This is a genomic window from Pseudomonas sp. TWR3-1-1, from assembly GCF_049896545.1.
GTDB classification, from domain to species: Bacteria; Pseudomonadota; Gammaproteobacteria; order Pseudomonadales; family Pseudomonadaceae; genus Aquipseudomonas; species Aquipseudomonas weihenstephanensis.
The window spans coordinates 62,292-83,700 of the sequence record NZ_JAFCUO010000012.1; the positions used below are offsets into that span (position 1 = coordinate 62,292).

Below are 21,409 nucleotides of genomic sequence, written 5' to 3' on the forward strand. Positions count from 1 at the left end.
GGCAGTAATGAGCCAAAAGCGATGGGGGGCCTCTGCTATGCTTTTCACCTGGCTTCCTGTCACTAGTGCTGCGCCATCCCTCCATTGAGATACGTTCGTTGGCTTTGAGTTAGCCGCGACGTTTGGGGCGACTGTATCCGGCTTGTTCGAGGAGTTTACTAGCCTCAATAATGTCTAGTGGGTGCCGCTCCGGATCCATCAGATCAGTGTAGAAATTTGCGCAGCCACCTACCACATGACCACTCCAAATGCAGGTTTCCCTGTACTCTTTACGAAAAACCTGAAGCAGTAAAGTTTTAAAATTAAGTGTTGGAGAAAATTTAGATTTGTAAGCGTTCCCCTTGATCATATAATCCTCCAAATTTAGCCTTATAGGCAGTCGAAAACCTTCCATTCGGGTGGACAGATCTAAGATAATATTAAACGTCAAAAACTCTACTCTGACCCCAAGAAGATCTTGTGCCAAAATCCTGTTTAATACGTTGTCTCTTCCCTCGTCAGTATTGTACAAACTGGTCCATACACCTTTCTGTGACGACTGGACCACGACAATGTGAGCACGTTGGATAGAGCCGGAGCCATCCATGACTATTGCATATTCGGCAGCGCACGGTTGACGATCGTTGCCAGCGTAAAAGATCTGCTTCAAAAGATTATCTCGCTCTCCTGGCAGTTAACTCAAAAAAGTCACGAGTTTGCTGCCGAACTGTGTGGTCTGTTTTGATAAACAACTATCCGCGCTTAGAATCATTTCAAGCTGCTTTACTTCAACCAATCCCTTTTGATAGAGGTCAGCCCATATGCTATCGAGAATTTCATGGTTTTCAATTAGTTCGGGCATGGCGCTTGCGATAATCTGGGATAAAGAAACTGTGGTTTGGTACGGTTTTACTCGGTTGTTATCCGCAAACCACCGATCAGGATTCTCGAAAAGCTTTAGCAGTCTAATGTGAGAAACTGTGCATACGTCTACAAAATTGAGAAATACCTGGCGATAATCATCGCTTGGACATGTAGGCAGCGCAGAATTTATTACAGCGTTGCGCAATGCTTCGAGTTTCTCTGCTTGGTGATTTCTTAGGGAGATATTGCAAACCTCCGCAACAGTGCTGACAAAGGCTTCATTTTCCTGTAGACCTGCCTCCGTTACAATTCCTTGCTCTATGAGGTCGTTAAGAGCAGCCCCAATGGCAAGCATTGTTTCCGTGCGGCGCCTATTTAAAGGAGCCTCGAGTAACGAATTAAAAATCTCCAATAACGGGCTTCCCACAACTGGGATCGCACCTATAGTAGCTCTTCCAATGCGGTGTAACTTCTCATCAAACGGCTCGACTTTTGGGTCTGCCGCTTCAAGATCAACTTTTTTCATGATTAGTGAATCCTTGATATGCCATGTGAGCTGATGCTTACTACGATCGTTGCTTGCCGTTGACAAGCATATCAACTTCACTTGGAGCTAGGTAGCGACTCAGTAATGGGACCCTAGCAGGCAATTACTATACCTGGTGTGTCTAATCCTCTATTCATACAGCTCTATTCGCTGACGGCTGATGTAGAGTATCTCTGGGGCATCGGACTGTTTTGCAAATCGAAACAGCCTGCACCGAGCTTGGAACTTAACGGAAGAAGGACCATTTTCCGAGCAACCTAGAGCCATGTGTCCGCCATTCGCCTGTTTCTGACCGTTGAATCCGAGGTCTGCAGGGGAGGGCTGATGTTCAGTTATGCGTTGAAATGTTGGATTGACTGTTAGCGTTCGAAACGCGATAACGGCTACCGTGATTGAGATTAAGGCCTCATTCCACACGAACTGGTCGGCCGGTTGTGGCGCTGCAGTGAAATGGGCTTGGAACCTAGCTTGCCCGCTTACATCGACTTAACCGAAATAACTTCCACAAACCTGAATTTTTTCTTGGCGATTTTTGTAGCTTCTTGCTCTGCAACTAGGGAGCTGAGCGTATCGGCTTCATGTACGATCTCGTGCATATTGCCTTCGAATTCATTCCCCACCCTCAGTGTGACTTTCAATCTCGGAGTAAAGGTTTTTGATAATTTATTTTTCTTCACTGCCTTTGTCGGCTTCGCGATCACGATTTCGGGTGCGGTATCTTGCACGTGTGTGTCGATTACTAAAGCAGGGACCTCAGGCTCACCGAACAGCGCCCGGCGCATCTCTTCTTCCGTCAATTCTGTATTCATACCATTTCTCGAGACGATGTCATGTATAGCGTTACCGATTCTATCAGTGTGGTCGGACTCGGTAGTGAAAAGACGCTGCGTGGCGCCTGATTTGCCAGAGTCACTAGATGCCGATGAATGTTAGTTTCTGCCCGGCACGTTCATTCGGATGCGGCGCTTATTGACACTCATGCTTGTGTTGTCGCGGCTTCACATTTACGCTTTGCTCCGTCGCGGTCAATCCCGCGACCGGGTGTCAGAACCTGAATTGTTCGAGGCGCATGGCGCCATAGCGAGTAGAAAGTGCTTACACAGACTTAGCTGCTGCTTTTCTATGGCGGTCCGTGCGGGGCAGGCTTTGGCCTGGCCGGTTCCCTCGGACGCCGGTTTCTGACCCCCGTACGGTCCGCCACCTATTTCGTGTCAGAACGGCTGGGTGGACGGCTCCTTAACTGTCCGAGGAGATAAGGAAAATGCCCTGTCCCCCTTTTAAGCTCGTGCGCCACCCCGGCCGTTTGTTTTGTACTTCAAACCATCTCGGAGGATTCCGTGATGTTTGATCTCTCGCTTCTAATCGGCCTCCCCAAACCCCACACCATCGATACAGCATCGCTTACCCCTGAAGATGGCGCGATTAAACTACGGCAGGCTGCCACGCTTCGGCTTAATGGAGCACAAAGTATTCTGCTTCATTTTCCGCAGGACGTTGAGCTGGCAGTGGAGCTGCTGGATGATGCCGCCGTGTTATACGACAAGGCGTTCCGGTACTTGACCGGCATCCCTGCTCAGCGCGTTCATCAGCAGATCGGTGAGTACGTCTCTGTCCCCTCCGCTGAAGGCTGTCCCGCGATCCAAACCCCGTGGGGCGATGAGTTCGCTCCGACGATCAAGGATGGCGTTCGGTGTGCAGAGACCTGGCTTGACGGTTCATCATTACCGTTATGGTGGGCACTGGCGCAGAACCGGAAACGTCATCGTCCAGGGGATTTTCAGGAAGCGTTCGAGGCCGGTTTTCTGCTGCGTTTGCAGCAGACGCTGCTCAACCTTCGTGACGCTGCTGCATCCCGACCAACAAGTTTCGATGCTTGAGGCGCTAATTGACGTTTGAGACTTTGCTTTTTCCGCCAAACCCTCCGATCCAGCGATCTTTGATCGCGCCGATCGGAGGGTTCACTCGCTTTTTCTCGAAGCCAACTCCTTCCACCTTCCCATTTCAAATTTGATTAGCGCCACGCCGTTGTTAATCCGTCAGTAATTGTCCGTGATCTCTATCGAGTGGAACGCAGTTTCAGCGTCAGAGCCGAGCTTGTCGTAGGGCTATGGCTAGAGAAGTGGCGACACCTGCGACACCGGCGACAACCCATGCAGAACGCGGCCTGGAGCATGGCGACAAAAGTGGCGACAGTCGCCACTTTTTGTACGCCTTGCCCTTGATGCTTGACCGTCTTTTCTAGTGGGTATAAAAATTGGTGCACGGATCGCTGTCGTTGACAGCAACAGCCCAGGTAGCCAGAACCTTCAAGGCTACGCCACTTGTGTGGTGGTTCTCCCCGAAGTGCGATTAGCGTCCGGCGGCTCGCACGGTCACTCTCCAAGGGTGATGGATGCCTACTCGACTTATCTGTCCGCAGCGGCAGACGACGGACCTTCCCCGCTGCACTGCAGCAACCTCACCTCTCAGCAGACTTCATTGCGCCAGACTGCGCCCGTCTCTTTCTCCCGGAAAGAGACGGGCGCTCGTACCACTGCTGCAAGCCACGTCGTATATGGCATTGTCGCAACTCTCCTCGTGACAATCGGACTGACAAATCCGATTTGTCGCCATCCGCAACGACACAGGTACCGGTGCCGCAGCTTACGGAAGTGCTGCACCTGACTGACAGTCAGGCATGCATCAGGTGTCTAGGTCTTTGCTTTCTCCCACCCAGGATATCCAGGTGCCGAACTCGTCAGTCGGCACAGCCTCCACCCGCCCGCCTCTTCGGATGCGTCACGGAGGTCAGATTCCTGGGGGCATGCCCTTGCTCCCGGTCGTAAGGAGCCGTTCGTTCCGCGTCAGTGAACATCTCACAGGTCGCAGGGGCCTTGATCCCTGATAACACTCAACAGCCGTGGCGGGACTACGTGAGGACAAACAACAATGAACGAGGAGAGGGCTAATGCAGCAGTTAGATCCGAAGCTTGAACTACCACGACCACCTCGACCGCTGATTGAGTCGAATCCCGCTGCCCAGCCTTATCCGGCGCAGGCACTGGGTGGGATTCTTGGGCCTGCAGTCGAACGCATGGCCGAGGTCATCGGGGTGCCCCAGGCATTGGCTGCACAATCGGTGCTGGCTGCTTCGGCGCTGGCCACCCAAGGTCATGCGGGCTTACAGCTCGACGGGAGAAATTATCCCCTGTCGCTGTACCTGATTACGGTGGCCGCGTCCGGTGATCGTAAGACCGCCGCAGACCGATGTGCATTGCTGCCAGCACGGCAATGGGAGCGTGAACAATGGCAGCGCTACCGCGAACAGCTTGCCCACTACCGCGCCGCACAGCGACAGGCGCAGCGTATCAAGCCTGGCGATCCTGAGTCCGCGAACGGAATGTCGCTCGAAGCGGAGCCCTCAGCCCCTAGGTTGATCACCACGGATCCGACTATCGAGGCCTTGATTAAGGGGCTCTGTCATGACTTGCCCAGCATGGGCCTGTTCTGTGACGAGGGCGGACAGTTCCTTGGCAGCAGCACTATGAGTCGGGATAACCGTTTGAAAGCGGTCACGACCTTGTCGTCACTCTGGGACGGTAGTCCGATTGATCGCGCTCGCTCCATGCCAGGCGAAAGCCTACGGGCTTATGACCGGCGCTTGAGCCTGCACCTGATGCTGCAACCGTACTTGGCCATGCAGCTACTCAGTGACCCGTTACTGCAGGGGCAAGGCATTCTCGGTCGCTGCCTGATGACCTGGCCCACCAGCCTGGCCGGACAACGCAGTTACCAGGCGGTCAACTTGTCCAAAGATCCCGCCCTAAAGCGATATCACCACCGTCTTTCGGCCCTGTTTCATCAGCCTTGGTCACTTTCCGCTGACGGTGCCTTGCGGCTATCACCGCTGACACTCAGTCCGTTAGCCCGCCGTCGCTGGATTGATTTGCATGATGCCATCGAAGCTCAACTGGGTGAGTTTGGTGAGCTGGCCAGCGTGCGGCCCAGCGGTTCGAAGGCCGCCGACAACCTGTTGCGCGTCGCCGGCATTTTGGCCGTAGTAGAGGAGAGCAGTGTTGTGGAGGTCGATCACATCCAGCGGGCCTCAACCTTAGTTGGCTATTACCTCACCGAGATCCAGCGCTTGACCGAACAGGAGCCGGTGTGCCGAGTAAAAGAGGAGGCAGACCGGCTGCTGCGCTGGCTGCAGGTCAAGAATTGGAAACGCTTCAGTATTCGAGAGCTGAATCGCAACGGTCCTCGCTTTGCCCGCAAGAGCAGCCGTCATGCCGCCAAGCTGCTGGTCGAGTTGATTGATCATCAGTGGTTGATCACCGATGGCCAAACCTTCGAGGTGCGTCATGTTCAATCTTGATGAAGCGCTGCGTAACCATCTGGCTCAGCGCCAAAATGAACCGAAAGTGCGGTTTGTCGCCGCGAGTGTCGCCACTTTGTCGCCACGCTCAAAGCCAGACAAGGCAAGGGTTGTCGCCGGTGTCGCCGATGTCGCCACCACCCGTAAAGCTATCTCCTCGACGACAGCCCTCATTCAATGGTTGGAAGAGGAGGGGGCGATCCTCTTCGTCATGAACAATTCGCTGTATTTTCGCCCGACTGATGGGGCCCAGCTCGCCATCGTGAGTGCGCACTGGCAAGCCCTCTTGCATGATCTCGCGGCAGTCGATCAGGAGCAGAGCAATGGCTCGGGTCGGTAAGCGAGCGGGGCGCAATTTCGGCTTCGGTCGTCAGCTCAGCTATGCCGGCCCGCAAGCCCTGAAAGATCTGTTCGGCGACGGCCATTTTGCTACCGTCAAAGCCCATAGCGATCGCTGGCAGGCCTTCGTGCAATGGTGTCGATCCGAGGAAGGACCAGGACTCAACGACGCGCTACAGATCGACCGTGAGATCCTTATGCGGTACGCCTTCCATTTGCGCGAGCAGGTTGATCAGGGCAACGTTGGCATTGCCACCGCGCAGAACCGCCTGTCCAGCGTGAACCGAACGATGGCCGCGCTGCGCGGTGATCAGTACGTCAAAATCCCCAGTCCAAGCAAGGCGCTGGGCTTGCAGCGCTCAAGCGTGCGTAGTGAGGCCCCGCAAGGCCAAGACCGTGCGCAGGTCGAGTTGATCGCACGGGCACTGTCAGATCGTCAGCAATCGAGGGTGAGTGCCATTGTGCTTCTCGCCCGGGAGACAGGTATGCGCCTGCGTGAAGCGATCTTGGCAGACTTGCCACGGCTGCAACGAGAGGCCCAACAGCTGGGGAAAATCAACATCCAGGACGGTACTAAAGGTGGTCGATCAGGGGCCTCGGCACCGCGTTGGATTACGGTCTCGGATCAAGTTCGCGATGCCCTGGATTGGGCCAGCGCGACCTCACCCAATGGCAGCCGGAATTTGTTGGCGCCCGACGAAAGCTACAAAGACTTTATGCAGGCAGTTGTGCGACCGGCACGGGACCTCCTGCATGAGCAGGGGTTGAAAGGTTTTCATGAGCTACGGGCGGCTTACGCCTGTGAGCGCTATGAGCAAATGACCGGCTTTTCTGCACCTGTAAATGGCGTTCGTGTTCATCCCGAAGATCGAGAGCTTGATCTGTGGGCGCGACAGCAGATCAGCCAAGAGTTGGGGCATAACCGCATCGATGTGGTGAGTGCCTACATCGGAGGTCGGCGATGACGTCTGAGTTCGACATAGCGTTGTTTCTGAGCCCTGTGCTCAAAGGTGCGCATGCCACGCGGCAGCGGCACATTAGGCAAGCAGAAAGGATGCACGAGGTGATTCGTGAGCGCTGGGGTTGCGCGACTCCCTGGTCCTGGAGAGAAAAGCACGTGAGATGGTTTCTGGAGCACTACCTGCGATGCTCAGCTCCAGCTACCGTCTACTACTACGAGTTAACAGCAGGGTTGATCCGCCTTAGAAAGGCAAAAGCCGTGGTTGTCTGATAGGCCTTTAGCGTGAGCCCCTGAGTATGGGAATGCGGAGCCTTCCCATACTCAGGGGCTTGGCCGAAGAAGCGCTGGCAAGCTCCACTACACGGATGGCATGAACTGTCGCCGTGATGTCAGCGTATCGGCACCACCTTGCGGTCCCTGGTTTGATTGATGGCCGACGCTGACAGGCTGCCGGTAGCCGCTTTCTGGATATGTTCACTCCACCAGGCCATCATCGGGCGCCGACGTTCGATGTAATCCGCCCGGTTGTAGGCGCTCCGAACTTCGTCCTTGTCGACATGCGCTAGCGCGACTTCGATTAGCTCCGGATCCCATCCATGCTCATTCAGGATGGTGCTCGCCATCGAGCGCAAGCCGTGGCTGACTAGGCGGTCCTGAAAGCCCATGCGCTTCAACGCCATGTTGGCGGTCTGGCTATTGGCATGGGTGCGGAGGGTTCTATCTGAGGGGAACACGTACTCTCTGTTACCGCTGAGTTGCTTGAGCGTCTCCAGTAACGAAAGTGCCTGATCGGTAAGCGGGATTGTGTGCGGACGACGCTTTTTCATGCGCTCTGGCGGAATGGTCCAAATGCGCTTGTCGAAGTCGATATCTGCCCATCGGGTGGTCGCCGCTTCGGCAGGGCGGGTCATGGTATGAAGCTGCCATTCGATCAGGCAGCGGGTTGTCCGCTTGATGCTGGCGTTCGCGATTTCCATCATGAGCTCCGGAAGCTCGTCAGGCGGTAGCGCGGCCATGTTCTCTTTCTTAGGTTTCTTGAACACCGCTCGAATGCCGCTGAGAGGGTTGGCAAAGATCATTCCGGAGTTGACCCCGTAGGTCATGATCTCGTTAAGGCGCTGGCTCACTCGCTTAACTGTCTCGAGGCTGCCTTTAGCTTCAATCGGACGAAGCAGCTTGATGACCATCGGCGCGTTCACTTCCGATAACGGCGTTGATTTCATGCTTGGAAAAACATGCAGTGTGAGCGAGCGCCAGATGTCTTCGGCATACGCCGGGGTGACGGAGTCTTTCTTCAATTCGAACCATGCGGTGGCTACGTTCTCGAACGTATGTTCCGTTTCCGCTCGTTTGGCTTCCTGCAGCTCATTGCGCTGAGCTTTTGGGTCGATGCCCTGTGCAAGCAGCTCTCTGGCCTCAACGGTTTTCTTCCTTGCTTGCGCAAGAGAAACCTCGGGATAAGAGCCCAGTGCCATGTTGATTCGATTCTTGGTGACGGGATGCCGGTAGTTGAAATTCCACTGCATCGAGCGATTGACCCTGACTCGCAGCTGGAGCCCGTCGCCATCGGTGAGGACGTAATCTTTGTCTTTCGGTTTGACCGCCTTGAGCTGACGGTCGGAGAGGCGAGTGGTTTGAGCGCACATGAGAAGTACTCCATGACACCTTTTGGTATTCCCAAGATTAGCGCCGGGTAGCCGGGAATACCATTGGGAATACCAAATTGCCTGGAACTCTAAAAACCTCGAAAGCCCGCAATAGCCCTGAAACCCCCGTATTTACTGGATTCCAGGCACAAAAAAAGACGTCCGTGGACGTCTTTAGATGATGAAGTGGTGGAGCCGGGGGGATTTGAACCCCCGTCCGCCAGTACTCCGCTGTCGGTACTACATGCTTAGCCGTTTCTATTAAGTTAACCCTCAGCGACCCGAAGGGCAGGGTGCTTTGGGCGAGTTGTGTAAGTTTTAGCCGCTTCGTCCACAACGTACTGCACGGCGATCCTGTTCTATATGACAATCACTTCAGGTTTACAGGCATCCCCTAGTGATTGCTGGACCCGAAGGTACCAGGAGGATGGCTAAGGCAGCTTACGCTGCGAGAGCTTGACCCTCGTAGGTTTCGTCATTGGCAACTATAGAAAGTTGCAACAGTGGATTTACGAGTTCTGTTACCAACTCGGCATGCACCTAGAGTTTCGCAACCGGCGTCGAATCCTAAACGGCCCCGATGCCTGCTGTGTGTAACCAGCAAGCCAGCGCAGTCTACGCCAATCCTGCGCAGAAGGCCAACCTCAAGGCTTATTTGCCTTCACCACCCTTGTTGATGTTTTGAATGCGCTGCAACTCTTGGGTGGTGATAGAAATGCATTCTTTGTCGTTGCCGCTCTCTTTTTCAGCCACGGCTTTGTCATGAGCGGCTTTGAGGTTGTCATTGGTGTTTTCGCTGGTTTGGCCAGACGTTGCCATCGCATCGTTGATCTTTTGCAGGTTGATGGAGCACAGATCATCTTTAGCCGGTTCGGCCGCAAATACGGGAGAAGCCAACATTGCAGCAGTGATAAACAGGCCAGCAAGAGCGGTACGCTTCATGGGAAAACTCCTTGTGCACAGATGAGGCCCGGTGTTTGCGGGCTCGGTTTTATACCCCAAACAGTGGGGCCTTAAGCCAATTGACTATAGCTGTGCTCAAGGGTTCTGCTTTTATTTGGCCATCATTGGATTAGTTTTTTTATGCTCAAAAAAGGTGCGCAGAACCTGCATTGTCTGGGGTAGTCGTTGCCACAGGCTGTGAGCTTTTCATTTGAGAAGCGCGCAGCCTTTGGCAGCGACATACCGACTACGTGGCGTTACAGCGATTTGGCCGCCGTCACGCGATCGACCAAATACACCAAGCCGTGGTAGTCAATGCCGCCATGTTGCGTCAGGCCAATCTCGCACGTGCGACTGGTGGAAATCCCTTCGCTGCAATGCTGCACGGCGTCTTTTAAGCTGCGCAGCGAATGGGCGTTCAGCTCTGGCGTGGTGAACCCTTTGTCGCCCGCGAAACCGCAACAGTGAATGCCTTCCGGGATCACGACTTCTGTGCTGCACATTCGTGCGATGTCGATCAGTGCCTGACTCTCGCCCAAGTGTTGCGTGCTGCACGTAACGTGGACGGCGATCGGAGCTTGTTGCGGGGTGAAGCGCAACTTATCCACAAGGTGGGTGCGAATGAAACGTACCGGGTCGTACAGGTCGAGACGCGTTTCACCCAGGTCTTGCACCAGGCGTAATGTGCACGGGCTAGTGTCGCAATAGATCGGGTCAAGCCCGCCACGGCTGGCGTGCAGTAGGGCGCCAATCAGTTCCTGGCGTTTGTGTTCGGCTTGTTCGGCGTAGCCCTTGGAGGCGAATGGCTGACCGCAACACAGGCTGTCCAGGTTGTCCGGGAAGACCACTTGGTAACCGGCTTTTTCCAGCAAGCCACGGGTTTTATCCAGCAGTGACATTTGCTCGCTGTCGCCTGCCGCGGGCCCCATCACGCGGGATACACATGCCGCGAGGTACACCACGCGTGGTCGTGCATCTTTCACGGGCGGGCTAAAGCGAATGGCCCGCTCGGGTTGCGGCATGGCGTTGGTCCACAGCGGGACTCGTCCTTTGCTGGCCTTGGTGAGCGTCGCCGACAGTTTGGTTAGACGCGGCGCGCCCAGTAACATGCGCGCACCGTTGGCCACGTGCAGGGTAAAGCGGGCGCCTTGTAGCGTGGTCGGAAAATGCGTGCCCAGCCAGTCGGCCGTTTTGAGGTGAGTTGCCTCGCGAGCGCGCAGTTTTTTGACCAGTTCTCCAGTGTTAATCCCTACCGGGCAACGTTGCGCGCATAAACCGGTCGCGGCGCAGGTATCGATGCCTTGGTATTCGTAGGCTTTTTCCAGTTCGCGGGTATCCACGCCTGCGCGTTTTTTCGCCTGTATGTCGCGCCAGATCACTATTCGCTGTCGGGGGCTGAGCGTCAGTCCTTTGGACGGGCACACGGGCTCGCAAAATCCGCACTCGATGCACTTATCCACAATCTCGTCGGCGGCAGGCAGGGGCTTCAAGTGTTTGAGGTGGATTTGCGGGTCTTCGCTGAGTACCACGTCCGGGTTGAGAATGCCTTGCGGGTCGAGCAGGCGTTTAAGTGCCCACATGAGTTGATACGCGTCGCTGCCCCACTCCAGTTCTACAAAGGGCGCCATGTTGCGACCGGTACCGTGTTCCGCTTTGAGGGAACCACCAAATTCCACGGCCACCAACTGCGCCACGTCATCCATGAACGCCTGATACCGTGCCACTTCTTGCGGGCTATTGAAGCCCTGGGTGAAAACAAAGTGCAGGTTGCCTTCAAGCGCGTGGCCGAACAGGATCGCTTCGTCATAGTGATGTTTGTCGAACAGCTCAATCAGGCGATTGACGCCGATGGCCAGTTGTTCGACAGGGAAGGTCACGTCTTCGATGATCACTGTTGTGCCGGTTTTACGTACCGCGCCGACTGCCGGGAAGGTGTCTTTGCGAATGGCCCACAGCTTGGCGTTTTCGGCTGGATCTTCGGTGAAGTCGACTTGTTTCTCGACAGGGAATGCCGACAGCGAACCCATGATGTGCGCCAATTGTTCGTGCAACAACGTCTGCGTAGCGGCGCGGGACTCGATCAGCAGGGCGCAGGCATTAGCCGACAGTTGTTGTACGAAAGCAGGCATGCCGGGCTTGTCTTGTACTGAGCGCAGGCTGCGGCGATCGAGAAGTTCAACCGCAGACACGGGTTGGCTTTTCAGTACAGTCACGGCGTTACAGCAAGTTTCAACGTCCGGGAACACGATCAACGCCGAGGCTTTGTTCGGGTGATCAATGACGGTGTCGTAAGTCACCGAGCTGATAAACCCCAGCGTTCCTTCGCTGCCCACCAGTAGGTGGCTGAGGATATCCAGCGGGTCGTCAAAATCCACCAGGGCGTTGAGTGACAACCCGGTGGTGTTTTTCAGACGGTATTTGTGGCGGATTTTCGCAGCCAAATCAGTGTTGGCGCGGGTCTCGCGGGCCAGGGTCGCAAGCTGTTCCAGTAACGGGCCGTGGCTTTGGCGAAAGTCGGCGACATTAGCGGCGTCTTCGGTGTCGATACGCGTACCGTCGGCCAGCACTACGCGCATGCCCGCCAGGGTGTGATAAGTGTTTTGCGCGGTGCCGCAGCACATGCCACTGGCGTTATTGGCGACGATGCCGCCAATTTTGCAGGCGTTGATCGAGGCCGGGTCGGGACCGATCTTACGCCCGTACGGTGCGAGCCAGGCATTGGCTTGTGCGCCAATCACACCGGGTTGCAGGCGGATTTGAGTGCCTTGGCCGCGAATTTCTTTAGCGTTCCAGTTATCGCCGAGCACGATCAGTACGGAGTCGCTGATGGCTTGGCCGGACAAGCTGGTGCCGGCAGCACGGAAGGTGACTGAAACCTGGTCGCGGCGCGCCAAGTGCAGCAGTTCAACCACTTCGTCTTCGGACTCGACGCGGATGATCAGCTTTGGGATCAAGCGATAAAAGCTCGCATCGGTGCCAAAGGCCAGCGTCGACAGCGCGTCAGTGAAGCGACGATCGGGTGGGATCAGTCGCTCAGCATCACGCACAAAGGCTACGGGCAGGCTCATGCATCCTCCAGAATTAACACCACCAGGTCTTTCGGACCGTGGGCACCGTAAGCCAGGACTTGTTCAATGTCAGCGGTTTTAGAAGGGCCGGACACCAGCAAGGCATTGGTCGGCATGCCGGCGGACCAGTTCATTTCACGTTGCACCTGATAGAAGTTGTCGCGAATTTCGCTGGCTTTCAGCAGGGCGAAATGCACCGGTGGCACAAGGCTCATCAGGCGCGGCTCTTCGGCTGTCGGCCACATGATCAGGCTACCCGTGGCCGCGATCGCGCCCAACGTAGTGGTCAAGCTGGCGGGCGTGTCGTTGAACAACTCGTCTTTCCATTCCTCCACCGGCCGATCGTAGGCTTTGAGTGTCGCTAGCGTCGGGTTCTGCGCCCAGTGCGCGGTAACTTTCTGTCCGTGGGGCGTCGACGGAGCAATCAGCAAACTCGGTAGCTGGCGATCTGTAATCAGCTGGGCCAGCAGCGCAGGCCAGTCGTGTTCGGTGCTGAGGTGGATTTCCGTGTGCACGGCTTCCATCAACTTACGCAGTTGGGGGATGCGCTGTTCAAGCGTGTACGTCCAGGGCTGGGTCACCAATTGTTCGTCGAAGTTGTCAGCCACGGGTGTAGTGCCCGTCAGGCTGTTGCGCAGTTTGTTGAGGATATTTTGCTTAGCGCTCATGACTGATCTCCCGACTGTTTCGCCAAGTGCTCGCGGGCCATGTCGTGCAACGAACGGGCGGCGGGTTTAGGGGCGCTGTGGTTTTGGGTCCAGGGTCCTACCTTGTTCGGCGTCAATGCGCGCAAGCGAGTGGCGGCCTTGAGGAACAAGCGGTACAGGTTGGGTGAGCTGTTGAGCTTGGCCCAGGCGTTCCAGATGAAGCGTTCTTTGCGTGAATACTTGCTGCCTTGACCGCGCATGATGCGAGGTTGGCTGGTGGGCGCTTTGACGTTTTCTTCACGCAGGCGGCGTAACAGAGCAGGAATCGGGATCTTGACCGGACAGACTTCCCCGCACGCTCCGCACAGCGACGAAGCGCTCGGGTGATCCGGCACCTTGGCCAGCCCCACCATGTGCGGCGTGATAATTGCGCCGATAGGGCCGGGGTACACCTCGCCGTAGGCATGACCGCCAATGCGTGTGTAAACCGGGCAGTGGTTCATGCAAGCGCCACAACGAATGCAATTGAGGGTTTGGCGCAGTTCACTGTCGGCAAATGCCTGGCTGCGGCCGTTGTCCAGCAGCACTAAATGCACTTCTTCAGGACCGTCTAACTCGCCGGGCTTACGTGGCCCAGAGATCATGTTGACGTAAGTCGTGATCGGCTGGCCGAGCGCAGAGCGGGTCAATAGCGAGAGCAGTGGGACCACATCACGCAGGTTCTCGACTACCTTCTCGATTCCGGTGACGGCAATGTGCACCGGTGGAACGGTGGTCGACATGCGCCCGTTGCCTTCGTTTTCCACCAGTAGCAGGGTGCCGGTTTCGGCCACCGCGAAGTTGACGCCTGAGACGCCGATATCTGCTTCAAAGAATTTTTGTCGCAGTACACGCCGACCAATCTGGATCAGTTGGTCGACATCTTTGGTGTAGTCCACACCGAGTTTTTCGTGAAACAAGTCGGCTACTTGCCCGGCGTTTTTATGGATCGCGGGCATGATGATGTGGGACGGTTTTTCGTTATCCAGTTGAACAATGTACTCACCCATGTCGGATTCGAGGCATTCAATGCCTTGAGCACCCAGGACATGGTTCATCTCCATTTCTTCGCTGACCATCGACTTGCCTTTGATCACCTGCTTGGCGGCGCGGCGGCGCGCAATCGAGAGCACGATGTCGTTGGCTTGTTCGACCGTTTCAGCCCAGTGAACGTGCACGCCGTTACGGGTCAGGTTGGCTTCGAGCTGTTCAAGCAGGTCTGGCAGTTTGGATAAGGCGCGGGCACGGATTGCATTGCCCAGTGCCCGTAGGTGCTCGCGCTCGTGGGCGTCGCTGAAGGCCACGGCGCGTTTGGTCATCAGAGAATCCATGGCGCTGCGAAAGTTATTGCGCAGTTGTTTGTCAGCCAAGGCTTCATGGGCGCGCTCGCGGAAGTCTTCTTCCACTGCAACGGTCGGAATCAGTGTGCCGGTGCTCATTGTTCACCTCCGGTGCGCTGCCACAGGAAACTGGCCAGATGCTGGCCGCGCAGGGATTGTTTCTGTTTTTCCAGTGAGCCGTTGATGTTCATCAAGCAACCGCAGTCAGCTGTGAGTACTTGATGCGCACCGGTTTCAATCAGGGAGCGGGTTTTGTCAGCCACCATCGCACCGGAAATATCCGGCATGCGCACGCTGAATGTTCCACCAAAGCCGCAGCATTCACTTTCGTGGCTGTGGTCGATGCGTTCCACATTCGCTAATTGCGCCAGCATTTCGCGGCCGTGCAGGTGGGTGTTCATTTCACGGCGGGCCGAGCAAGACGTGTGCAGCGCCACCTTGACCGGGGCGCCGTGGTCCTTGAATTGAACCTTGCACACGTACAGCAGGAATTCGGTGAGTTCGAAAGTACGCTCAGCCAAGGCATGCACGCGTTTCAACGTCTCAGGTTCGTCTTTGAACAGGTCTTCATAGTGTTCGCGCAGCATGCCCGCGCATGAGCCGGACGGCACGACAACGGGATAGCTCTCGGTAAACAAGGCGAGCTGTGCGCGTGCGACTTCGCGCGCCTGATCGGTGTAACCGGAGGTATAGGCGGGTTGTCCGCAGCAGCTTTGACCTTGCGGGTAGTCGACAGCAATGCCTTCGCGCTCTAGCAGGTGGATCGCGTCCATGCCGGCTTCAGGGAAGAACAGGTCGACCACGCAGGTGCCGAACAGGTACACCTTATGTGGTTTTTGCGTGGGGTAAATACGAGGTGTAGGGAGGGGCGGGGCGACACGGGTCGCGTTGGGCACGGCGTTGTAGAAAAGCTCGCTCATCAGGCGTCTCCGGGTGGTCCCGGTTATGTGTCCACGGGTGTGGACCGGGTAGTGAATTACTGACGCCGGGGCAGCCCCGGCGCCATTAACGTGCTGTAACCATAGCGCGTATCAGTGCACCAGCATGCCGGTGAACCAGTAGGCTTGCGCCAGCGTGATCAACCCCACGATGGTGGCGAAGAACAGGCTGTGTTTCAGGGTGAAACGGAACAGGTCGGATTCTTTACCCACCAGGCCGGTGGCCGCACACGCCACGGCAATCGATTGGGGTGAAATCATTTTGCCGGTTACGCCGCCGCTGGTATTGGCGGCCACCATCAGGGTGTCGCTGACACCAATCTGGTGTGCGGTGGTGGCTTGCAACGAGCTGAACAGGGCGTTGGACGAGGTGTCCGAGCCTGTCAGAAATACGCCCAGCCAGCCCAAGAAAGGCGAGAAGAACGGGAACGCAGCGCCCGTGCCAGCCAGCACCAACGCCATGGTCGAAGACATGCCGGAGTAGTTAGTTACAAATGCGAACGCCAGCACCATACCGATGGACAGGATGGGCCAGCGCAGTTCGAAGAATGTTTCTTTTAAAGTGGTCAGACCCGTTTTGATGTCGATTTTCAGGATCAGCATCGAGATCAAGGCCGAGAAGAAAATAGCGGTGCCGGTGGCGGAGATCGGATCAAGTTTGAAAACAGCTGCAATCGCAGTCGGTGCATTTACGATTGGTGCGGTTTTGATCACCAGTTGATCGAGGTGCGGGATCGCGAAGTTGAACACCCAGCCGTACATCGAACCGCCTGCCGAGAACAGGGCTTTGAACGGTTTAAGCGTCCAGATGGTGACCAGAACCGTCAGGATCAGGAACGGGGACCACGCTTTCAGGATCTGCAACAGGCTGTAAGGCGATGCCAGCAGATTGGCTGGTTTGCCGAAACCGCCCGGGTTGGCCGTCACGACAACATCAGAGGCCACGCCTGCAATCTGCGCGCCTGCGGTGCGTTTTGGTTGCCAGATTTTCAGAAACAGCGTCAGGCTGACCAGGCTGGCGAGGGCAGAGGTAATGTCCGGCAGCTCGGGGCCAATGTAGTTCGAGGTGAAGTACTGGGTCACAGCGAAGCTTAGCCCCGCCACCAGCGCGGCTGGCCACGTTTCACGCACGCCGCGCAGGCCGTCCATCATGAACACCAACCAGAACGGCACGAACAGCGACAGCAGCGGCAGTTGACGGCCTGCCATGGCGCCGATCTTGAACGCGTCAATGCCTGTCACTTGGCCAGCCACAATGATCGGGATGCCCAGTGCGCCGAACGCGACGGGGGCGGTGTTGGCGATCAGGCACAGGCCCGCGGCATACAGTGGGTTGAACCCCAAGCCTACGAGCAGGGCGGCCGTAATCGCTACTGGTGCGCCGAATCCGGCTGCACCTTCCAGGAAGGCGCCGAAGCAAAAACCGATCAACAGCACCTGCAAGCGTTGGTCGTCAGTGATCGACAGGACCGAACTGCGGATAATTTCGAACTGGCCACTTTTCACCGTCAGCTTGTAGAGGAACACCGCGGCCACGATGATCCAGGCGATTGGCCAGAGGCCGTAGGCAAATCCATAGCCCGCTGCTGCAAAAGCCATGTCGACAGGCATCTGGAAGGCAAAAATAGCCACCAGAATCGACAGGGCGAGGGTGATGCTGCCGGCGACATGTCCTTTGAGACGGAACACGGCCAAGGCCAGAAAGAAGAACACGATCGGGATGACGGCGGCGAGTGCGGACAAGCCGAGGCTGCCGAGCGGACTATAGAGCTGTTGCCAGGTTTGCATATGGGGTGGCCCCTAATTGTTATTGGTCGTTGCTGCTGGTCGCGTCTGGATAATTGGTATTACCAATTTACAGCCGCTGTCGGGTAGGTTAAAAGCCTTATGTGGGGTGTGTCAATTTGCCGCCCTAAATCTTTTGTCTGACAAAACGTTACTGGCGAATCTGATGGGGTGTTTGTTAATGCTTCTGGCAGGTGTCTGAAGCGCGCTAATCAGCGAGAATGGCGGCCCCGGCACGTGGCCGGGAGGATGGAGAGCGTTATGGGGTTTGATCAAATTCGTCAGCGCCGTTTGTCTGACGATATTGTCGAGCAGCTTGAGGGCATGATCCTTGAGGGCACATTGAAGTCCGGTGAGCGCTTGCCAGCTGAGCGTGCCTTGGCCGAACGATTCGGTGTATCGCGCCCGTCGTTGCGCGAAGCGATTCAAAAACTATCAGCCAAGGGGTTGCTGGTCAGTCGTCAGGGTGGCGGCAATTATGTGGCGACTTCACTTGGGTCGACGTTCAGTGATCCGTTGCTGCAATTGCTGGAAAGCAACCCTGAAGCGCAACGCGACTTGCTTGAGTTTCGTCATACGCTAGAGGCGTCATGTGCGTTTTATGCGGCTTTGCGCGCCACAGAGGTGGATCGTGATCGGCTGCGCCTTGCATTTGAGCGCTTGCAGGATTGTTATGCGCGGGTTGACGAGGTCAGTCGTGCCGAGGAGGGCGAGGCGGATGCAAGCTTCCATTTGGCCATTGCCGAGGCCAGTCATAACGCGGTGTTGCTGCACACCATTCGCGGGTTGTTTGACCTGCTAAAGCGCAACGTGGTGACCAACATTGGCGGGATGTACAAGCAGCGCAGCGAAACGCGCGACATGCTGATCAGTCAGCATCGCGAGTTGTACCTGGCGATTATTGAGGGGCGGGCAGAGGATGCGCGGGAAGTGGCCAGCCGCCATCTGATGTATGTGCAGGAAGTGTTGGAGGAGGTGCGTCAGGAGGTTCAGCGCACAGCGCGGGCCGAGCGGCGTAATGGGTTGTAATAGCTGCCGAAGGCTGCGTCCGGCGACGGAGTCGTCGTAAAGCCGGTGAACACGAACTTTCACTAAGGTCGTGTCTTCAGCATTTACGATCGCTTCGCGACCGAACGCAGCCTCGCAGAGCACGGCAGCTGCTACGGGGGGCTTGGAACTAGTCTTCCTTGCCCTTGTTGCGCACCGCACGCTGTAGCTCACGATCAGAATCGCGCTCGCGTTCGGTATGGCGCTTGTCGTATTCCTTCTTGCCTTTACCCAGGGCAATTTCGCACTTGATCAAGTGCTTGCTCCAGTAAATTGAGAGGCAGACGCAGGCGTAACCCTTCTGCTGTACCGCGGCAAACAGCTTTTCAAGCTCGCGCTTGTTGAGCAACAGTTTGCGGCTGCGCGTGGGGTCGGCAATAACGTGCGTGCTGGCGGTCGTCAAAGGGGCGATGTGGCTGCCGAGCAACCAGGCTTCACCGTCCTTGAGAAGCACATAGCTGTCGACCAGCTGTGCTTTGCCTGCACGCAGACTTTTTACTTCCCAGCCGGCCAGGACCAGACCAGCCTCGAACCGATGTTCGATGAAGTAATCGTGTCGCGCCTTTTTATTCTGCGCGATGGTCCCTGTGGGGTGTTTCTTTTGTTTAGCCATAGGGGCGGCATTATAGGCAGTTGCGAGCAAGTCGGCTACGGGCACCTGCGTGCTTGAGCACGTAGGTTGAATCCCGGACAATGCGCGCTCTTTTTTATCGGTTGGGCGTAGTAACGATGTCGACAGACAAGGTTTCTGTCCACGGCAGTTGGGCAAGCCGTTGGGTCTTTATTCTCGCTGCGACCGGTTCTGCCGTTGGTTTGGGCAGTATTTGGAAATTCCCTTACATGGTTGGCGTCTACGGTGGTGGCGCATTTGTGTTGGTATTTTTGGCGTGTATCGCGCTGATCGGTGTGCCGGTCATGCTGGCCGAGACGTTGATCGGGCGTCGCGCGAGGCTAAGTCCGGCTAACGCCTTGAAGGTGCTGGCGCTCCAGGCGGGGCATTCGGGGCGTTGGTCCTGGTGGGCCTTCGCCGGGATGATCACGGCGTTGCTGATTCTTTCTTTTTACAGCGTGGTCGGTGGCTGGTCGCTGGATTACATCATCAATATGGGCAAAGGCGACTTCCAGGGCACGACGGCCGATCAGGTGGGTGCTTATTTTGGCAAGGTTATTTCTGATCCCTGGCGTCTGACGTTCTGGCACACCGCGTTCATGCTGCTTTCAGCCTTTGTCATTGCTAAAGGTGTGGTGGCGGGGCTTGAGCGCAGTTTACGGATCATGATGCCCATCCTGTTTGTGTTGCTATTGGTATTGCTGGGTTACAGCATGACCACGGGGCATTTTATGGAGGGCGTGCATTTTATGTTCGACTTCAACCCGGACCGCGTTATGGATGGATTGCTGGCTGCGATGGGCCATGCGTTCTTTTCACTGAGCGTGGGCGTGGGGTCGATCATGATCTATGGCGCCTATATGCCGAAGAATGCATCGATATCCAGCACGGTGGTGGGCGTAGCGTTGATTGATACGTTTGTCTCATTGCTGGCTGGCCTGGCATTGTTTCCAATTGTATTTGCATCAGGACTTAACCCGAGTGAAGGCCCGGGGCTGATGTTTGTGACGTTGCCATTCGCCTTCGGTAACGTGGCGTTCGGCCAATTGATGGGCGTGGTGTTTTTCGTTTTGGTCGCTGTTGCGGCCTGGAGCTCTGCGATTTCCTTGCTGGAACCGATGGTGGCTTATTTGGTTGAGCGCACTAAGGTGCGGCGGCTTTGGGTCACGTTTTGGCTAGCGTTTAGCTGCTGGTTTGTTGGTTTGGGCACGGTTTTCTCGTTCAATATCTGGAAGCAGGCCAAGTTTTTTGTGAACGAAGAATCAGGCTTTCGCCTCTACCAATGGGGAGCGGAGCAGGGTTTGGACTTCTTTGGTGTCGTCGATTTCCTTACCTCGCGTATCATGCTCCCCTTGGGCGGGCTGTGTTTTGTAGTCTTTGCGGGCTGGATCATGGGCCGTGGCGCCGTGCGCGACGAGTTGTCGATGCGCAGCCCGGTACTGTTCGCCCTGACTCTTTTTTTGATGCGCTATGTGGCGCCACTCGGCATTCTGATTGTGTTTGCCGCCCAGCTGTGGAAGTAACGCTGACATGACTACCCATATTCAACGCTCCGCCTTGCTGCCTTACCCTGCGCAGGCTCTGTATGACTTGGTCAACGATGTGGCCAAGTACCCGGAGTTTCTGCCGTGGTGCTCTTCTGCCGAAATTATTGAAAGCACTGAAGTGCTGATGCGCGCCAGTTTGGGGGTGGCAAAGGGGGGCTTGAGCCAGCACTTTGTGACGCGCAATACCCTGGTGCCGGGCCAGTCGATTGAGATGAATCTTGAAGAAGGCCCGTTCAAGCAGTTGCACGGTGTTTGGGTCTTCAAACCCTTGGGCGAAAAGGCCTGCAAGATCAGTTTGGACATGTCGTTTGACTACGCCGGATCAATCATAAAAACAACGCTGGGTCCGCTGTTCAATCAGGCGGCAAATACGTTGGTGGACGCCTTTTGCCAGCGTGCCAAGCAGTTGTATGGCTAAGCCGGTGATTACCATTGAAGTGGTGTATGCCGCCGTTGAACGTCAGCGTCTGTTGGAGATGACTGTTGCCGAAGGCACCACCGTACGTGCAGCGGTGTTGGCGTCGGGGTTGAATGCTGATTTTCCCGAGTTGGATCTGGCGAGTTGCCCTGTCGGAATTTTCGGTAAGCAGGTTAGCGATCCCGAAGAACGGTTGTTGCAGGCGGGGGATCGAATCGAAATTTATCGACCGTTGCTGGCTGATCCCAAAGAAATTCGTCGCCAGCGTGCAGCCAGGGCGGCTGAGATTAAGCGGTTGAATCAGTCGTCGTAGTTTTGCAGGCAACAAAAAGCCCGGC

20 protein-coding genes and 1 other RNA gene are annotated in these 21,409 nt (G+C 56.1%); 9 read left to right on the forward strand and 12 right to left on the reverse strand.

The features are described 5' to 3' along the window. Positions 1-109 precede the first annotated feature (109 nt). From ACP7A4_RS20915 to ACP7A4_RS20925, 3 genes are all read right to left on the reverse strand, one after another. Positions 110-649, reverse strand: a complete 540-nt coding sequence (locus ACP7A4_RS20915; protein WP_124323456.1) for a hypothetical protein — start codon at positions 647-649, stop codon at positions 110-112. 24 nt (positions 650-673) lie between these two features. Then, positions 674-1,369, reverse strand: coding sequence for a hypothetical protein (locus ACP7A4_RS20920; protein ID WP_020293161.1), 696 nt, complete (start codon positions 1,367-1,369; stop codon positions 674-676). A gap of 497 nt (positions 1,370-1,866) precedes the next feature. Then, positions 1,867-2,199 (reverse strand): hypothetical protein, encoded by a 333-nt coding sequence (locus ACP7A4_RS20925; RefSeq protein WP_124323457.1) that lies wholly within the window; start codon positions 2,197-2,199, stop codon positions 1,867-1,869. A gap of 531 nt (positions 2,200-2,730) precedes the next feature. Between ACP7A4_RS20925 and ACP7A4_RS20930 the strand changes: the two genes are divergently transcribed. The 5 genes from ACP7A4_RS20930 to ACP7A4_RS20950 all read left to right on the forward strand — a co-directional run bounded on the left by ACP7A4_RS20930 (position 2,731) and on the right by ACP7A4_RS20950 (position 7,314). Then, entirely contained in the window at positions 2,731-3,267 is a 537-nt protein-coding gene (locus ACP7A4_RS20930) for a LasR-specific antiactivator QslA (protein WP_124323458.1), read from the forward strand. 1,070 nt (positions 3,268-4,337) lie between these two features. Then, positions 4,338-5,744, forward strand: a complete 1,407-nt coding sequence (locus ACP7A4_RS20935; RefSeq protein ID WP_124323459.1) for a YfjI family protein — start codon at positions 4,338-4,340, stop codon at positions 5,742-5,744. Then, the gene (locus ACP7A4_RS20940) at positions 5,731-6,084 is read left to right on the forward strand and encodes a hypothetical protein (RefSeq protein WP_124323460.1); all 354 of its coding nucleotides are present in this window, start codon (positions 5,731-5,733) and stop codon (positions 6,082-6,084) included. The genes ACP7A4_RS20935 and ACP7A4_RS20940 overlap by 14 nt, the downstream gene beginning before the upstream one ends. Beyond that, a complete protein-coding gene (locus ACP7A4_RS20945) occupies positions 6,068-7,048 on the forward strand; it encodes an integrase domain-containing protein (RefSeq protein WP_124323461.1) in 981 nt (326 codons plus the stop codon). The genes ACP7A4_RS20940 and ACP7A4_RS20945 overlap by 17 nt, the downstream gene beginning before the upstream one ends. Beyond that, positions 7,045-7,314 (forward strand): hypothetical protein, encoded by a 270-nt coding sequence (locus tag ACP7A4_RS20950; protein WP_124323462.1) that lies wholly within the window; start codon positions 7,045-7,047, stop codon positions 7,312-7,314. The genes ACP7A4_RS20945 and ACP7A4_RS20950 overlap by 4 nt, the downstream gene beginning before the upstream one ends. Positions 7,315-7,433: 119 nt before the next feature. Here ACP7A4_RS20950 and ACP7A4_RS20955 read toward each other — a convergent pair whose 3' ends face one another. From ACP7A4_RS20955 to ACP7A4_RS20990, 8 genes are all read right to left on the reverse strand, one after another. Next, positions 7,434-8,690, reverse strand: coding sequence for an integrase domain-containing protein (locus ACP7A4_RS20955; RefSeq protein WP_426248134.1), 1,257 nt, complete (start codon positions 8,688-8,690; stop codon positions 7,434-7,436). Between the two features lie 187 nt (positions 8,691-8,877). After that, positions 8,878-9,269: a transfer-messenger RNA gene (gene ssrA / locus ACP7A4_RS20960) on the reverse strand. Between the two features lie 72 nt (positions 9,270-9,341). After that, the gene (locus ACP7A4_RS20965; RefSeq protein ID WP_426248136.1) at positions 9,342-9,632 is read right to left on the reverse strand and encodes a hypothetical protein; all 291 of its coding nucleotides are present in this window, start codon (positions 9,630-9,632) and stop codon (positions 9,342-9,344) included. Positions 9,633-9,889: 257 nt separating this feature from the next. After that, a complete protein-coding gene (locus ACP7A4_RS20970) occupies positions 9,890-12,700 on the reverse strand; it encodes an FAD-binding and (Fe-S)-binding domain-containing protein (RefSeq protein WP_426248138.1) in 2,811 nt (936 codons plus the stop codon). Then, positions 12,697-13,368, reverse strand: coding sequence for a LutC/YkgG family protein (locus tag ACP7A4_RS20975; protein WP_203303610.1), 672 nt, complete (start codon positions 13,366-13,368; stop codon positions 12,697-12,699). Before ACP7A4_RS20975 ends, ACP7A4_RS20970 begins: the two co-directional genes overlap by 4 nt. After that, complete coding sequence (locus tag ACP7A4_RS20980) at positions 13,365-14,825, reverse strand: LutB/LldF family L-lactate oxidation iron-sulfur protein (RefSeq protein ID WP_426248141.1); 1,461 nt, start codon at positions 14,823-14,825, stop codon at positions 13,365-13,367. The genes ACP7A4_RS20975 and ACP7A4_RS20980 overlap by 4 nt, the downstream gene beginning before the upstream one ends. Then, positions 14,822-15,646 carry a (Fe-S)-binding protein gene (locus ACP7A4_RS20985; RefSeq protein WP_426248142.1) on the reverse strand — a complete coding sequence of 275 codons (825 nt, stop codon included), beginning with the start codon at positions 15,644-15,646 and terminating at the stop codon, positions 14,822-14,824. The genes ACP7A4_RS20980 and ACP7A4_RS20985 overlap by 4 nt, the downstream gene beginning before the upstream one ends. Positions 15,647-15,757: 111 nt before the next feature. Continuing rightward, positions 15,758-17,452: a lactate permease LctP family transporter gene (locus ACP7A4_RS20990; RefSeq protein ID WP_048365984.1), complete on the reverse strand. Its 1,695-nt coding sequence runs from the start codon at positions 17,450-17,452 to the stop codon at positions 15,758-15,760. Between the two features lie 258 nt (positions 17,453-17,710). On the opposite strand from ACP7A4_RS20990, the gene ACP7A4_RS20995 reads away from it, so the two are divergent. Next, positions 17,711-18,478 carry a GntR family transcriptional regulator gene (locus ACP7A4_RS20995; RefSeq protein WP_048365985.1) on the forward strand — a complete coding sequence of 256 codons (768 nt, stop codon included), beginning with the start codon at positions 17,711-17,713 and terminating at the stop codon, positions 18,476-18,478. 148 nt (positions 18,479-18,626) lie between these two features. Here ACP7A4_RS20995 and smpB read toward each other — a convergent pair whose 3' ends face one another. Beyond that, positions 18,627-19,109 (reverse strand): SsrA-binding protein SmpB, encoded by a 483-nt coding sequence (smpB, locus tag ACP7A4_RS21000; RefSeq protein ID WP_048365986.1) that lies wholly within the window; start codon positions 19,107-19,109, stop codon positions 18,627-18,629. Between the two features lie 116 nt (positions 19,110-19,225). Between smpB and ACP7A4_RS21005 the strand changes: the two genes are divergently transcribed. The 3 genes from ACP7A4_RS21005 to ACP7A4_RS21015 are packed head-to-tail and all read left to right on the forward strand — an operon-like array spanning position 19,226 to position 21,384. Beyond that, complete coding sequence (locus ACP7A4_RS21005; RefSeq protein WP_059762591.1) at positions 19,226-20,629, forward strand: sodium-dependent transporter; 1,404 nt, start codon at positions 19,226-19,228, stop codon at positions 20,627-20,629. 7 nt (positions 20,630-20,636) lie between these two features. Next, entirely contained in the window at positions 20,637-21,071 is a 435-nt protein-coding gene (locus tag ACP7A4_RS21010; RefSeq protein WP_426248143.1) for a type II toxin-antitoxin system RatA family toxin, read from the forward strand. Next, positions 21,064-21,384, forward strand: coding sequence for an RnfH family protein (locus tag ACP7A4_RS21015; protein ID WP_059762589.1), 321 nt, complete (start codon positions 21,064-21,066; stop codon positions 21,382-21,384). Before ACP7A4_RS21010 ends, ACP7A4_RS21015 begins: the two co-directional genes overlap by 8 nt. The last annotated feature ends 25 nt before the right edge of the window (positions 21,385-21,409 follow it).